11 protein-coding genes are annotated in these 14,316 nt (G+C 71.3%); 5 read left to right on the top strand and 6 right to left on the bottom strand.

Going from position 1 to position 14,316, the window contains the following annotated elements:
- Nucleotides 1-3: 3 nt before the first annotated feature.
- The 6 genes from HCT63_RS00215 to kdpF are packed head-to-tail and all read right to left on the bottom strand — an operon-like array spanning nt 4 to nt 7,673.
- Nucleotides 4-681 (bottom strand): response regulator, encoded by a 678-nt coding sequence (locus tag HCT63_RS00215; RefSeq protein ID WP_167000469.1) that lies wholly within the window; start codon nt 679-681, stop codon nt 4-6.
- Nucleotides 678-3,224 (bottom strand): ATP-binding protein, encoded by a 2,547-nt coding sequence (locus HCT63_RS00210; protein ID WP_243842815.1) that lies wholly within the window; start codon nt 3,222-3,224, stop codon nt 678-680. The genes HCT63_RS00215 and HCT63_RS00210 overlap by 4 nt, the downstream gene beginning before the upstream one ends.
- Before the next feature lie 13 nt (nt 3,225-3,237).
- Nucleotides 3,238-3,885 carry a potassium-transporting ATPase subunit KdpC gene (gene kdpC / locus HCT63_RS00205; protein ID WP_167000465.1) on the bottom strand — a complete coding sequence of 216 codons (648 nt, stop codon included), beginning with the start codon at nt 3,883-3,885 and terminating at the stop codon, nt 3,238-3,240.
- 34 nt (nt 3,886-3,919) lie between these two features.
- Nucleotides 3,920-5,926 carry a potassium-transporting ATPase subunit KdpB gene (kdpB, locus tag HCT63_RS00200; RefSeq protein WP_167000463.1) on the bottom strand — a complete coding sequence of 669 codons (2,007 nt, stop codon included), beginning with the start codon at nt 5,924-5,926 and terminating at the stop codon, nt 3,920-3,922.
- Nucleotides 5,923-7,584, bottom strand: a complete 1,662-nt coding sequence (gene kdpA / locus HCT63_RS00195; protein ID WP_167000461.1) for a potassium-transporting ATPase subunit KdpA — start codon at nt 7,582-7,584, stop codon at nt 5,923-5,925. The genes kdpB and kdpA overlap by 4 nt, the downstream gene beginning before the upstream one ends.
- Complete coding sequence (kdpF, locus tag HCT63_RS00190) at nt 7,584-7,673, bottom strand: K(+)-transporting ATPase subunit F (protein ID WP_167000460.1); 90 nt, start codon at nt 7,671-7,673, stop codon at nt 7,584-7,586. Before kdpF ends, kdpA begins: the two co-directional genes overlap by 1 nt.
- A 143-nt stretch (nt 7,674-7,816) precedes the next feature.
- Between kdpF and ilvA the strand changes: the two genes are divergently transcribed.
- The 5 genes from ilvA (at nt 7,817) to HCT63_RS00165 (ending at nt 14,304) form a co-directional block, all read left to right on the top strand.
- Nucleotides 7,817-9,094 (top strand): threonine ammonia-lyase IlvA, encoded by a 1,278-nt coding sequence (gene ilvA, locus HCT63_RS00185; protein ID WP_243842814.1) that lies wholly within the window; start codon nt 7,817-7,819, stop codon nt 9,092-9,094.
- Nucleotides 9,095-9,269: 175 nt separating this feature from the next.
- Nucleotides 9,270-10,469, top strand: a complete 1,200-nt coding sequence (locus HCT63_RS00180) for a CoA transferase (RefSeq protein WP_167000458.1) — start codon at nt 9,270-9,272, stop codon at nt 10,467-10,469.
- Between the two features lie 29 nt (nt 10,470-10,498).
- A complete protein-coding gene (locus HCT63_RS00175) occupies nt 10,499-11,347 on the top strand; it encodes a cyclase family protein (protein ID WP_167000456.1) in 849 nt (282 codons plus the stop codon).
- The gene (locus HCT63_RS00170; RefSeq protein ID WP_182397118.1) at nt 11,340-12,815 is read left to right on the top strand and encodes an MmgE/PrpD family protein; all 1,476 of its coding nucleotides are present in this window, start codon (nt 11,340-11,342) and stop codon (nt 12,813-12,815) included. Before HCT63_RS00175 ends, HCT63_RS00170 begins: the two co-directional genes overlap by 8 nt.
- 25 nt (nt 12,816-12,840) lie before the next feature.
- Nucleotides 12,841-14,304: a dihydroorotase family protein gene (locus HCT63_RS00165; protein WP_167000454.1), complete on the top strand. Its 1,464-nt coding sequence runs from the start codon at nt 12,841-12,843 to the stop codon at nt 14,302-14,304.
- Nucleotides 14,305-14,316 lie beyond the last annotated feature (12 nt).

Below are 14,316 nucleotides of genomic sequence, written 5' to 3'. Positions count from 1 at the left end.
GGCTCACCCGACGAAGCGATAGCCGAGACCGGGCTCGGTGATGAAGTACGCCGGGTGTGCCGGGTCGTCCTCGAGCTTGCGGCGGATCTGCGCGAGATACACCCGCAGATAGTGAGTCTCGCGCTCGTACGCGGGTCCCCACACCTCACGGAGCAGCTCGGCCTGCCGGACGAGTCGGCCCCTCCGGCGCAGCAGCGCAGCCACGATCCGCCACTCGGTGGGCGTGAGGTGAACCTCGACGCCGTCCTTCGTGGCGGTCCCGTCGTCGACATCCAGGACGAGGTCACCGACCGCGACACGTTCGGTCGACGACGGCGTGGGCGCGCCCCGGCGGACCGCGGCGCGCAGCCGCGCCAGCAGCTCCTCCATCCCGAACGGCTTCGTGACGTAGTCGTCGGCTCCGGCGTCGAGCGCCTCGACCTTGTCGTCGGACTCGTGCCGTGCCGACAGGACGACGATCGGGACCGCGCTGGCCGCACGGATCCGGCGGATCACCGCCACGCCGCCGAGGTCGGGGAGCCCGAGGTCCAGCAGCACGACGTCGGGCTCGCGCTCGGCCGCGATCTGCAGCGCGGACCGTCCGTCCCCGGCCGTCTCGACCTCGTAGTCGCGGGCACGCAGGTTGATCCGCAGGGTGCGCAGGATCGCGGGGTCGTCGTCGACCGCCAGCACGAACGTCATCGCGTCTCCTCCTCGGGGGTCGCCGGGCTGCGCACCACGGCCTGGGGGAGCGTCAGGACGAACGTGAGTCCACCGCCCGGTGTCTCCTCCGCCTCCAACCTTCCCGACATCGCCTCGGTGAGGCCACGCGCCACAGCGAGCCCGAGGCCGACGCCGTCGCCCTGCGGGACGTCGCCGAGTCGCTGGAAGGGAGCGAAGAGGCGATCGAGGTCGGAGTCGTCCACGCCCGGGCCGTGGTCGACGACGCGGATACAGGTGCGCGGTGCGCCGTCGGACTCGACGTAGCCCGAGACCTGGACCAGGACACGGCTCGTGGTGTGCTTCAGCGCGTTCTCGCAGAGGTTGGCCAGCACCCGCTCGAGGAGCCCGGGGTCGGCGTAGGCGGGCGGGACGCCCTGCTCGCCCCGCACCTCCACGCGGTCGGCGTCGGCCAACGGGGCGACGGCGATCCGGGCCAGCTCGACCACGTCGACGTCGGTCGCGAGCACGGTGAGCGCGCCGGTGCGCAAGCGGCTCATGTCGAGGAGGTTCGCGACCAGCGCGTCGAGACGGTCCGCGGACTCCTCGATCGTCATCAACAGGTCTGCCTCGTCCTGCTCCGACCACGTGATGTCGTCGTTGCGCAGGCTCGTCACGGCTGCCTTGATCGCGGCCAGCGGACTCCGAAGGTCGTGGGAGACGGCGGCCAGCAGCGCCGTACGGGTCCGGTCCGCCTCGGCCAGCTCGTGGGCCCGCGCGTGCTCCTCGGCGGCGTGGGTGCGCTCGATCACGACGCCGGCGTGCGCCGCGTACGCCGTGACGAGCCGCCGGTCGGAGGCGTCGAGCGTGCGTCCCCGCAGGACGAGGAACGTCGACTCGTCGATCGGCACGTCCACGTCGGCGTCGGCCACACTCTCGGGGGCGTCGCCGTGCGCGACCGTCGTCGCCCAGCCGTCGCCGGTACGGGTGAGGATCGCCGCACCCCTCATCCCGAACACCTCGGTCGCCTGGGCGAGGAGGGCGGGCAGGCTCTCGCCGGCGCGCAGGAGGCTGTGCGAGAGCACCGAGAGGGCGTCGGCCTCCGCGGACGCGCGCCGCGCCTGCGCCGCACGGCCGGCGGCGAGGTCGACCACGGAGGCGACCGCGACCCCGACGACGACGAAGACCGCGATCACGGCGACGTACTGTCCCTGCGCGATCGTGAGCGTGTGGACGGGGGCGACGAAGAACCAGTTGAGAAGGATCGCCGACAGCACCGCCGCCAGCATGGCCGGGACCAGCCCGCCGACCAGCGCCACCACGACGACGACGCTCAGCATGAGCATCGACTCCAGCGTGAGGTCGTGGAGATCGTTGGTCGTGTAGAGCAGGAGGGCGGTCAGCGCCGGCGCGACCAGCCCGAGGACGTAGCCGAGGATCGTGCGCCCCCGCCCGAGGTCGGGGCGCCGGTCACGGTCGCGGGCACCACGCCGTGCCTCATCGTGGCTCACGATGTGCACGTCGATGTCGCCCGATCCCGCGATGACCCGCTCGCCGACACCGGGGCGGAACGCCGCCGACCACCGGGGTCGTCGGGACGCGCCTATGAGGATCTGGGAGGCGTTCTCGGCGCGGGCGAACTCGAGGAGACCGCCCGCGACGTCGTCCGCGACCACCGTGTGGAAGCTGCCTCCCATGTCGTGCACCATCGCGTGCTGGCGTGCGAGCTGGTCGGGGGACGTCCCCGAGAGGCCGTCGCGGCGGGTCACGTAGACCGCCATCCACTCGCCGCGGGTCGTCCGGCCGGCGATGAGCGCTGCTCGACGCAGGAGCGTCGGTGACTCGGGCCCGCCGGTCACGGCCACGACGATGCGTTCACGGGTGGGCCAGGTCGCGTCGATCCGGTGCTGCTGGCGATAGCGCGCCAGCCCCTCGTCGACCTGGTCGGCGACCCAGAGCAGGGCGAGCTCGCGCAGCGCCGACAGGTTGCCCTCGCGGAAGTAGCGGGAGAGCGCCGCGTCGACCTTGTCGGCGGCGTATACGTTGCCGTGGGCCAGACGTCGTCGCAGCGCCTGCGGGCTCATGTCGACGAGCTCGACCGCGTCGGCGCTGCGGACGACCTGGTCGGGGACGGTCTCGCGCTGGCGGATGCCGGTGATCGACTCGACGACGTCGTTGAGCGACTCGAGGTGCTGCACGTTGACGGTCGTCACGACGTCGATGCCGGCGTCGAGGAGCGCCTCGACGTCCTCCCACCGCTTGACGTGGCCGGCGCCGGCGACGTTGGTGTGCGCGAGCTCGTCGACCAGCGCGACCTCGGGGCGGCGGGCGAGCACCGCAGCGAGGTCCATCTCCTCGTACGTGGAGCCGCCGTAGGCGAGACGTTGTCGGGGGACGACCTCGAGGCCGTCGAGCTGCTCGGCTGTGTGTACCCGCCCGTGCGTGTCGACGTAGCCGACCACGACGTCGGTGCCGCGGGCGGCGCGGCGCTGTCCTTCGTCGAGCATCTTGTAGGTCTTGCCCACGCCAGGAGCGGCTCCGAGATAGACCCGGAGCCGCCCGCGGCGCGTGGGCGGGTGGTCCATGCCCGCCATCCTGTCAGCCCTTCGCGGCGTCGAGGATCGCAAGGTTGAGCAGCAGGACGTTGACGCCCTCCTCGCCGAGGAAGCCGAGCGTGCGCCCGGCGGTGTGCTCGGCGACGAGGTCACGCACGGTCGACGGCTCGAGGCCGTGGGCCTCGGCGACGCGCGCCACCTGGAGGTCGGCGTACGCGGTCGAGATGTGCGGGTCGAGCCCGGAGCCTGAGGCGGTGAGGGCGTCGGGCGGGACGTCGGACGGCGCGACACCCTCCTCCTCGGCGACGGCGGCCCTCCGCTCCTCGATCAGGGCGAGGAGGTCCGGGTTCGACGGGCCGAGGTTGCTGGCGGCGCTGGCGAGCCCGTCGTACTCGGTGGCCGACGGGCGGGTGTGGAACAGCGTCGGGTCGTCGAACGTCTGCCCGATGATCGCGGAGCCGACAGGGCTGCCATCGACCTCGACGATCTGCCCGTTCGCCTGGTCATGAGCGACGACCAGGCCCACGGCCCAGACGGCGGCGGGATAGCCGATCCCGAGGATCACCGTGAGGACGAGCAGGATGCGCAACCCGGTGGCGGTCTGGCGCAGGAGTCCGGTGCCGAGCGGGACGCGGGCGGGTGCTGGGTCGGAGTCGCGGTCCGGGGAGGTGGTGGTCGTGGTGGTGGTCATGCGTGTGTCCTTCTATGGGCTCAGTCGTACGGGCTCAGAGTGCGGAGCCGAAGAGGCTCGCGAGGAGGAGGTCGATGATCTTGATCCCGAGGAAGGGCGCGATCAGGCCGCCGAGTCCGTAGACCAGGAGGTTGCGGCGCAGCAGCCCGGCCGCCGTGGTCACGCGGTACTTCACGCCCTTGAGCGACAGCGGGATCAGCGCGACGATGATGAGCGCGTTGAAGACGACCGCCGAGAGGATCGCCGACTCGGGGCTGTGCAGCCGCATGATGTCGAGACTCTCGAGGCTCGGGTACGCCGCGACGAACATCGCAGGGATGATCGCGAAGTACTTGGCGACGTCATTCGCGACCGAGAAGGTCGTGAGCGCACCGCGCGTGATGAGCAGCTGCTTGCCGATCTCGACGATGTCGATGAGCTTCGTCGGGTCGGAGTCGAGGTCGACCATGTTGCCGGCCTCTTTGGCGGCCGACGTACCCGAGCTCATCGCGACGCCGACGTCGGCTGCGGCCAGCGCGGGGGCGTCGTTCGTGCCGTCACCCGTCATCGCGACCAGGCGGCCGCCGGCCTGCTCCTGACGGATGAAGGCCATCTTCTCCTCGGGCGTCGCCTCGGCGAGGACGTCGTCCACACCGGCCTCCGCGGCGATCGCCTTCGCGGTGATCGCGTTGTCGCCGGTCACCATGACCGTACGGATGCCCATCCGGCGCAGCTCGGCGAACCGTTCGGCCATGCCGGGCTTCACGATGTCCTTGAGGTGGACCACACCGAGGACCTGTCCCGCACCGTGCGGGGGACGGACGGCGACGACCAGCGGCGTGCCGCCGTCCGCGCTGATCCGCTCGACGGCCGACTCGACGCTGGGCGGCAGTGCGGTCTGGTCGAGCCAGGCGAGGACGGCCGACGCGGCGCCCTTGCGGACCACCGTCCTGTCGGCGAGGTCGACCCCGGACATGCGGGTCGATGCGGAGAACTCGACGACCTGCGCCCCGGCCGGGAGCGGCACGTCAGGAGCACCCTGCGTGAGGGCGAGCTCCACGATCGAACGACCTTCGGGCGTGGGGTCGGCGAGGCTCGAGAGCCGTGCCGTGTCCCGCAGGACCTCGCGGTCCAGACCCGCCTGCGGGACGAAGGACGTCGCGCGCCGGTTGCCGTACGTGATCGTGCCGGTCTTGTCGAGCAGCAGCGTGCCGACGTCGCCCGCGGCCTCGACCGCACGCCCCGACATCGCGAGGACGTTGACGCGGACGAGCCGGTCCATGCCGGCGATGCCGATCGCCGAGAGCAGCGCCCCGATCGTGGTCGGGATCAGGCAGACGAGCAGCGCGACGAGGACGAGCGTGCGTTGCGGCGCACCGGCGTAGTCGGCCATCGGCGCCAGCGTCGCCACGGCGAGCAGGAAGACGATCGTGAGGCTGGAGAGGAGGATCGTCAGCGCGTTCTCGTTGGGGGTCTTGCGCCGCGATGTGCCCTCCACAAGCGCGATCATCGTGTCGAGGAACGTGCTGCCGGGGGCCGCGGTGATCTTCACGACGATCCGGTCGGACAGCACGGTGGTGCCGCCGGTCACCGCAGATCGGTCTCCGCCGGCCTCGCGGATCACGGGTGCGGACTCGCCGGTGATCGCGGACTCGTCGACCGACGCGATGCCCTCGACGACGTCGCCGTCGCCGGGGATGACCTCGCCGGCCTCGACGACCACCCGGTCGCCGATCTTGAGGTCGGTGCCGGGCACCTCGGTCTCGATGCCGTCGCGCTCGAGGCGGCGCGCGACGGTGTCCTTGCGGGCAGCGCGCAGCGACGCGGCCTGCGCCTTGCCGCGCCCCTCGGCGACGGCCTCGGCGAGGTTGCCGAAGATCACCGTCAACCACAGCCAGACCGCGATCGCGATCGTGAAGAAGTCGGGGTCGGCGAGCGCGAGGACGGTGGTGAGGACGGACCCGACGAGCACCACGAACATCACCGGGTTGCGCCACATGTGGCGCGGGTCGAGCTTGGCCAGGGCCGTGGGCACCTGGCTCACGAGCTGGGAGAGGGTCATGCGAGGGCCTCCGCGATCGGACCGAGGGCGAGCGCGGGGAAGTAGGTCAGTCCGGTCATCACGAGGATGACCCCGACCAGCAGGCCCGCGAACAGGGGAGTGTGGGTGGGAAGGGTGCCGGCGGTCGCGGGGACCTTTCCCTGGCGCGCGAGCGAGCCGGCCAGGGCGAGGACGAACAGGATGGGCACGAACCGGCCGAGCAGCATCGCCGCGGCGAGCATCAGCTGGAAGAACGTGGACGTGACCGTGATGCCGCCGAACGCGCTGCCGTTGTTGTTCGCCGCCGACGTGAAGGCGTAGACGACCTCGGAGAAGCCGTGGCCTCCCGGGTTGCCCATCGCCGCCGCGGTGCTGGGCAGCGCGATCGCGATCCCGACACCGACGAGGACGAGGGTCGGCGTGGTCAGCGTGTAGAGCGCGACGTAGCGCATCTCGGTCGACCGGATCTTCTTGCCGAGCAGCTCGGGCGTACGACCGACCATGAGGCCCGCGACGAAGACCGCGAGGATCGCCATCACGAGGACGCCGTAGATCCCGGCGCCGACACCGCCCGGCGTGACCTCGCCGAGCATCATGTTCACGAGGACGGCGCCGCCGCCGGTCGGCGTGTACGAGTCGTGGGCGGAGTTGACCGCGCCGGTGGACGTTCCGGTCGTCACCGTGGCGAAGAGGGCCGACGCCCATTCCCCGATCCTGGTCTCCTTGCCCTCCATCGCGGCGCCCGCAGCCTGGGCGGAGTCGCCGTGCGCGCCGACCTCGGCCCACGTGGTGATCGCGAGCGAGGTGAAGAAGAGGCCGGCCATCGCGCCCAGCACCGCGTACCCCTGCTTGCGGTTGCCGAGCATCGTGCCCAGCGTCCGGGTGAGGGCGACGGGGATCAGCAGCATGAGGAAGATCTCCAGCAGGTTCGAGAAGCCGTTCGGATTCTCGAAGGGGTGCGCCGAGTTGGCGTTGTAGAACCCTCCGCCGTTGGTGCCGAGCTCCTTGATCGCCTCCTGGCTCGCCGCCGGGCCGGTCGTGATCGTCTGCTGCCCACCGGTGATCGTGTCCACGACCTGGTCGGCACCGAAGCTCTGCACGGTGCCCGCGATCACGAGCAGCACGGCTCCGATGAAGGCGATCGGGAGGAGGACCCGCAGGCTCACGCGGACGAGATCGACCCAGAAGTTGCCGAGCTGGTCCGAACGGTTTCTCGTGAAACCACGGATGAGCGCGACGGCGACGGCGATGCCGACGGCAGCCGAGACGAAGTTCTGCACGGCGAGGCCGGCGGTCTGGGCCGTCCAGCCGAGCGTCGACTCACCGGCGTACGACTGCCAGTTCGTGTTGGCCACGAAGGAGGCGGCCGTGTTGAGTGCCATCTCCCACGGCATGCCGTCCATGTCGCGCGAGTACGGCAGGAAGGACTGCAGCACCAGCAGGAGAGAGAGGAGGACCAGGCTCACGACGGAGAACCCGATGACGGCGAGCGCGTACGCGCGGGTGCTCTGCGTCGCGTCCGGGTTGACGCCGGCGAGCCGGTACAGCGGGCGCTCGACGCGGCTGTGCCGCGGGCTCTCGAGCGTCCGGGCGATGTAGTCGCCGAGGGGTCGGTAGGCAAGGGCCAGCAGGCCGACCACGGTGAGCAGGCTCAGCACGCCTGCGAGACCGTCGCTCATCAGAACCGCTCCGGGTGGATGAGGGAGGCGACCAGATAGCCGATCAGAAGGGCCACCAGGGTGATCAGGAGGCCGGTGTCAAGACTCATGAGGTCGAGTCAACGTCGCCGTCTCGGCGATCGGTGCGGCCTTGACGTGACCTTGACCGGCGTTGACGCGATCTTGATGCGCGGCGCCACGGCGCCTCACCCGGCTGCCGACGGGACCTTGCGGGGTCCCTAATGTGGACGGCGTGCCTGTGACCGCCGACGACATCGAAGCCGCGTACGCACCCGTCTCGCGGGTCGCGATCCGGACCCCGCTCGAGCGCGCCACCCGGCTCGGCGAGCGGACGGGGGCCGACGTGTGGGTCAAGCGCGAGGACCTGCAGGCCGTTCGTTCGTACAAGCTGCGCGGCGCGTTCCACATGATCTCCCGCCTCACCGCCGAGGAGCGTGGACGTGGCCTCGTCGCCGCGAGCGCCGGCAACCACGCGCAGGGCGTCGCCTACGCGGCGCGGGCTCTCGGCGCCACCGCCCGCATCTACCTGCCCCGCACCACGCCGCGCCAGAAGCGCGAGCGCATCGCCGTCCTCGGTGGCGAGCACGTCGAGGTCATCGTCGGGGGCGACACGTACGACGCGGCGAGCGCGGCCGCGTCCGCCGATGCGGCGCGCAGCGGAGCCACCGTGGTCCCGGCCTTCGACCACCCGCACGTGATCGCGGGACAGGGCACCGTGGCCATGGAGGTCGTGACGCAGTACGAGGCGCAGGCGGCGTCGGGGTCCGCGCCGGACGTGGTCGTGGTCCCGGTCGGCGGCGGCGGCCTGATCGCGGGGATGGCGGCGTGGCTCGCCGCGCGCCACCCGCAGACCCGTGTCGTGGGGGTGGAGCCGTCAGGCGCGGCGAGCATGGCTGCCGCGGTGCAGCACGGTGGTCCGGTGACGTTGGACGAGGTGGACGCGTTCGTCGACGGCGCCGCGGTCCGGCGCGTGGGCGACCACGCCTATGCCGTGCTCGCGGCGCTGGCGCGCGACGGGCACCCGGTCGAGCTCGTGTCGGTGGACCCGGGGCGCGTGAGCGAGGAGATGCTCGACATGTTCGAGGTCGATGGCGTAATCGCGGAGCCTGCGGGCGCGCTGGCGGCCGCGGCCCTCCGGCTCCCCGGAGTCGTGGCGCCGGGCGAGTCCGCCGTCGTCGTGGTGTCCGGCGGCAACCATGACGTGAGCCGCTACGCCGAGGTGATCGAGCGGGCACTCGTGTCCAAGGGCGTCAAGCACTACTGGCTCGTCGACTTCCCGCAGGAGCCGGGCGCGCTGCGTCGCTTCCTCGACGTGGTGCTGGGGCCGGACGACGACATCACGCTCTTCGAGTACGTGAAGCGGCACAACCGTGAGACGGGGCCGGCGCTCGTCGGCATCGAGCTCGGCTCGCCCGCAGAGCTGCCGGGGCTCGTCCAGCGCCTCGCGGAGTCGCCGCTGCGCGCCCAGAAGCTGTCGCCGGACGACCCGGCCTTCCAGTTCCTCGTCTGAGACGCGCCGCCACCCACCGCCCTGCCTGGAACTATGTTCCAGGCACGACACCCGTTGACCCCTGCACGCCCTTCGAGACGTGTGCAGGCAGGTTGACGGCGATCCGCGCGCGCCCCTACGCTGTCTGAAACAGCGTTCCATTTTGTGGAACGTCCGGGTGGAAGGATGCTCACGGATGTCGGACGGCCCGCTCACCGGACTTCGCGTCATCGACGCGTCGTCGATCCTCGCAGGACCGCTCTGCTGCCAGATCCTCGGCGACTTCGGTGCCGAGGTGATCAAGATCGAGCACCCCGAGCGCGGCGACAGCATGCGAGGGCACGGCGAGAGCAAGGACGGCGTGCCGCTGTGGTGGAAGGAGATCTCGCGCAACAAGCGCACGATCGGCCTGAGCCTCTCGGCACGCGAGGGCGCCGAGGTGTTCGAGCGGCTGGTCGCGACCGCCGACGTCGTCGTCGAGAACTTCCGCCCCGGCACGCTGGAGCGCTGGGGCATCGGTCCCGAGCGGCTCCTCGAGATCAACCCGGGGCTGATCCTCACCCGCATCACCGGGTTCGGGCAGACCGGTCCGTACGCGTCGCGCGCGGGCTTCGGCACGCTCGCCGAGGCGATGAGCGGCTTCGCGCACCTCACGGGTCAGCCTGACGGTCCGCCCACCCTCCCGGCCTTCGGGCTCGCCGACTCGATCTGCGGCATCGCCGCGTCGTCGGCGGTTTCGATGGCGCTGCTCGAGCGCGAGCGCAACGGCGGTCGTGGCCAGGTGATCGACCTCAGCCTGCTCGAGCCGATCATGGCGGCCGTCGGCCCCGGACCCACCGTCTTCCAGCAGCTGGGCACCGTCGGCCGCAGGAACGGCAACCGCTCGCACCACAACTCCCCACGCAACACCTACCAGACCAAGGACGGGCACTGGGTCGCGATCTCCACCAGCGCCCAAGCGATCGCCGAGCGCGTGCTCCGGCTGGTCGGACACCCCGAGGTGCTGGACGAGCCGTGGTTCGCCTCCGGCCACAGCCGCGCCGAGCACGCGGACCTGCTCGACGGCTACGTCGGCGGGTGGATCGGTGCACGCACCCGCGACGAGGTCGTCACGGCGTTCACCGAGGCCGGTGCCGCCGTGGCGCCGATCTACTCGGCGAAGGACCTCGCCGAGGACGTCCACGTCCGCGAGACCGAGATGCTCGTCGAGGTCGACGACGCCGACCTCGGTCCCGTCCTGCAGCACAACGTCATGTGGCGCATGTCCGAGACCGCAGGTCGGATCCGCTTCACCGGACGTTCCCCGGGCGCCGACACCGACGCCATCTTGTGCGACGAGCTCGGCGTCGACGCCGACCACGTCGCCGAACTCCGTAGCCGCGGCGTCGTGCGATGACGCCGCGCCCCGTACTCGACGAGGAGCACATGACCACCACTCCGGGCACCGCCTCGACCACCGACCGCCTGCTCGACGTGCTGCAGAGCGGCGTCCGGGTCATCGACCTCGGCCGTCAGCTGACTGTGGGCATGCCGCAGTCGCCGAACCACCCCGCCTACTGGCACGCCCACCCGCGTCGCCATGGCGACATGGTGCGCGCGGACGGCGGGTCGGCGGCCAACGACATCATCTCGATGGGCACCCACGTCGGCACCCACATCGACGCGCTCGTGCACGTGTCGCAAGACGGCAAGCTCTACGGCGACATCGACGTCGCTGACGCACTCGAGGGGGGTCGCTACGTCGAGCTCGGTGCGCACACGATCGCCCCGATGGTGCGTCGTGGGGTGCTCCTCGACGTGCCGCGGACCGTGGGCGTCGGACGGCTGGAGCCTGGCTACGAGATCACGGTCGCCGACCTCGAGGCGACCGTCGCGGCGCAGCAGACGCCGATCAACGAGGGCGACGTCGTGCTCGTGCGCAGCGGCTGGGGGCAGCACTTCGACTCCGGCGACGGCGCGATGTACCGCGGTCTGGACGCCGGCGTGCCGGGAGTGGGTGCGGCGGGCGCGCAGTGGCTCGCCGATCACAAGGTGCACGCCACCGGCGCCGACACCATCGCGTACGAGTGCCTGCCGCCGGGTGCCGGGCACGCCACGCTGCCGGCGCACCGCGTCCTGCTCGTGCAGAACGGCATCTACATCATCGAGGCGATGGACCTCGAGCAGCTTGCCGCCGAGCAGGTCACGAGCTTCATGTTCGTGCTCGCCCCGCTGCCGCTGTTCGGTGCGACCGGGTCCCCCGTACGCCCGCTGGCGGTGGTCGGTCGTGACTGAGGCGCCGGCACGACCCGCGCAGGCCACGCCCGCGCAGGCGACGACCGAAGCCGAGACGCTCGGCCAGGAGATCGCGCGCTTCGCCGTCTCGGCAGCACGCGACAGCATCCCCGCCGCGGTGACCGCGAGCGCGAAGCAGCGGATCCTCGACGTCCTCGGGCTCTGCGTCGCCGCGCACCGGCTCGACACCAGCGCCGCGATCGTGGCGTACGTCGCCGACCAGGGCGGCCACGCGCAGGCGAGCGCCGTCGGTGTGCCCGATCGCGTCACGGCCGCGCAGGCCGCGCTCGTCAACGGCGTCCTCGCGCACTCCCTCGACTACGACGACACCCACCTGCCGTCCGTGCTGCACCCCAGCGCGAGCGTCGTCCCGGCGACGCTCGCCGCGGCCGAGCACGCCGGCGCCGACGGGGCGCTCGCCGTCCGTGCGGCCGCGGTCGGGATCGAGGTGGCCGTCCGTCTCGGCATGGCCGGCTACGACCACGAGCTCGGCAACTCCGTCTTCTTCGAGCACGGCCAGCACGCCACCTCGATCACCGGGGCGATGGGCAGCGCCGTGGCGGCCTCGCTCGCGTACGGGGCCGACGAGCAGGGCGTCCTCGACGCACTCGGCATCGCGGCGTCGATGGCGGCGGGCATCATCGAGGCCAACCGCACCGGTGGCACCGTCAAGCGCCTGCACTGCGGGTTCGCCGCCCAGGCCGGCGTGAGCGCGGCGCAGCTCGTCCGGCACGGCTTCACCGGACCGCCGACGGTCATCGAGGGACGCTTCGGCTTCCTCGAGGCGTGGCTGCACGGCAGCCGCCCCAACCTGGACGCGGTCACCGAGGGGCTCGGGACGAGCTGGGCGGTCCCGGACATCTTCTTCAAGCCGTACCCGGCCAACCACTTCACGCACACCTCCGTCGACGCCGGGCTCGCGCTGCGCGCCCGTGGCGTGCGCCCCGAAGACGTCGCGAGCATCACGATCGGTGCACCCACCGCGGTGATCCGGACGATCGGTGCGCCGCTGGAGACCAAGCGTGCTCCGCAGACCGGCTACCAGGCGCAGTTCAGCGGCCCGTACGCGGTCGTCGCCGGCCTGCTCGGCGGTGGCGGTCTGGGCACCGGCCTCGACGACTACACCGACGCGCTCGCCCAGGACCCGGTGCGCCGTGCCCTGATGGCGAAGGTCGACGTCGTGCCGGACGCACGGTGCGACGCGATCTATCCGCACCAGTTCCCCGCCGTCGTGACCGTGACGACGACGTCCGGCGAGACGCTGGTCGAGGAGGTCCTCACCAACCGGGGCGGCCCGGCCCGCCCGCTGACCGGCGACGAGCTGGCCCGCAAGTTCCGTGACAACGTCGAGGGTCGCCTCGACGAAGACGCCGCGAACCGCGTACGCGCGCTCGTGGAGACGCTCGACGAGCAGCCTGCCGTCGCGTCCGTCCTGCAGCCCCTGACCGCCCTAACCTTCTCCTCGTGAGACGACGAGACCTTCGGAGGACCCCATGACCGACCTGGACCTGGTCATCAAGAATGCCGATGTCGTACTGAGCGGCGAGTCGGCCCCGCAGCGGGTCGACATCGGCATCGCCGGCGGGCGGATCGTCCGCCTCGAGCCCGACCTCCCGACCGAGGGCGCCCGCGTCGTCGATGCGACGGGACGCACGGTCTTCCCCGGCGTCGTCGACGCCCACCAGCACTGGGGCATTTACAACCCGCTGCGCGAAGATGCGGCGAGCGAGAGCCGAGCGTGCGCACAGGGCGGCGTCACGACGGCGCTGAACTACATGCGCACGGGGCAGTACTACCTCAACAAGGGAGGGACGTACGCCGACTTCTTCCCCGAGGTGCTCGAGCAGACCAAGGACAGCGCGATCGTCGACTACGCGTTCCACCTCGCCCCGATGACGAAGGGGCACATCGACGAGATCCCGTCGCTCATCAAGGAGCACGGGGTGACGTCGTTCAAGATCTTCATGTTCTACGGCAGCCACGGTCTGCACGGTCGCTCGACCGACCAGAGCGAGTTTCTGATGACCCCGGAGGGGGAGCGGTACGACTACGCCCACTTCGAGTTCATCATGCGCGGCATCCAGGCGGCGCGTGAGCAGTTTCCCGACATCGCCGACGAGATCTCGCTGTCCCTGCACTGCGAGACCGCCGAGATCATGAGCGCCTACACCAAGCTCGTCGAGGAGGACGGCTCGCTCTCCGGGCTCGAGGCCTATCACGCGTCGCGGCCGCCGCACTCCGAAGGCCTCGCCGTGTCAATCGCCTCGTACCTCGCGCACGAGACCGGCCTGCCGACGATCAACCTGCTCCACCTCACCTCGCGCAAGGCGGTCGAGGCCGCCGTGCTCATGGCCAAGACGTTCCCGCACATCGACTTCCGCCGTGAGGTCACCGTCGGCCACCTGGTCGCCGACTGCCACACCGCGCACGGCGTCGGCGGCAAGGTCAACCCGCCGCTGCGTCCGCGCGAGGACGTCGAGGCGCTGTGGGACTACATCGCCGACGGGACGATCGACTGGGTCGTGAGCGACCACGCGTGCTGCCGCGACGAGCAGAAGTTCGGCGCCGACCGTGACGACGTGTTCCTCGCCAAGTCCGGCTTCGGCGGAGCCGAGTACCTCCTCGCCGGCATGCTGACCGAGGGCCGCAAGCGCGGCATCGGGTTCGACCGCATCGCGCAGCTGACCGCGACCAACCCGGCTCAGCGCTATGGCCTGGGCGGCCGGAAGGGCGCGATCGCCGTCGGCATGGACGCCGACCTCGCGCTCGTCGACCTCGACCGTACGTGGACGGTGCGTGCCGAGGACTCGGAGTCGACGCAGGAGTACACGCCGTTCGAGGGCGTCGAGCTCACCGCGAAGGTCACCGACACGTTCGTGCGCGGCCAGCAGGTCTTCACCGACGGCGTGGTGACGGCGCAGGGCGGCGGTCAGTACCTGTCGCGTCCGGCACGCTGATCCGAGCGGCTG

Origin of the sequence: Mumia sp. ZJ430, assembly GCF_011751845.1 — a bacterium.
GTDB lineage: Bacteria > Actinomycetota > Actinomycetes > Propionibacteriales > Nocardioidaceae > Mumia.
The sequence above is the reverse complement of the archived record's forward strand: the minus strand, read 5'-3'. Positions and strand labels throughout refer to the sequence as shown.

Coding starts and splice junctions, on each gene's coding strand:
- kdpA (WP_167000461.1), bottom strand. CDS start 7,584: ATGAGCGACGGTCTCGCAGGCGTGCTGAGCCTGCTCACCGTGGTCGGC.
- kdpC (WP_167000465.1), bottom strand. CDS start 3,885: ATGACCACCACCACGACCACCACCTCCCCGGACCGCGACTCCGACCCA.
- HCT63_RS00215 (WP_167000469.1), bottom strand. CDS start 681: ATGACGTTCGTGCTGGCGGTCGACGACGACCCCGCGATCCTGCGCACC.
- HCT63_RS00210 (WP_243842815.1), bottom strand. CDS start 3,224: ATGGACCACCCGCCCACGCGCCGCGGGCGGCTCCGGGTCTATCTCGGA.
- kdpB (WP_167000463.1), bottom strand. CDS start 5,926: ATGACCCTCTCCCAGCTCGTGAGCCAGGTGCCCACGGCCCTGGCCAAG.
- HCT63_RS00180 (WP_167000458.1), top strand. CDS start 9,270: ATGTCGGACGGCCCGCTCACCGGACTTCGCGTCATCGACGCGTCGTCG.
- kdpF (WP_167000460.1), bottom strand. CDS start 7,673: ATGAGTCTTGACACCGGCCTCCTGATCACCCTGGTGGCCCTTCTGATC.
- HCT63_RS00175 (WP_167000456.1), top strand. CDS start 10,499: ATGACCACCACTCCGGGCACCGCCTCGACCACCGACCGCCTGCTCGAC.
- HCT63_RS00165 (WP_167000454.1), top strand. CDS start 12,841: ATGACCGACCTGGACCTGGTCATCAAGAATGCCGATGTCGTACTGAGC.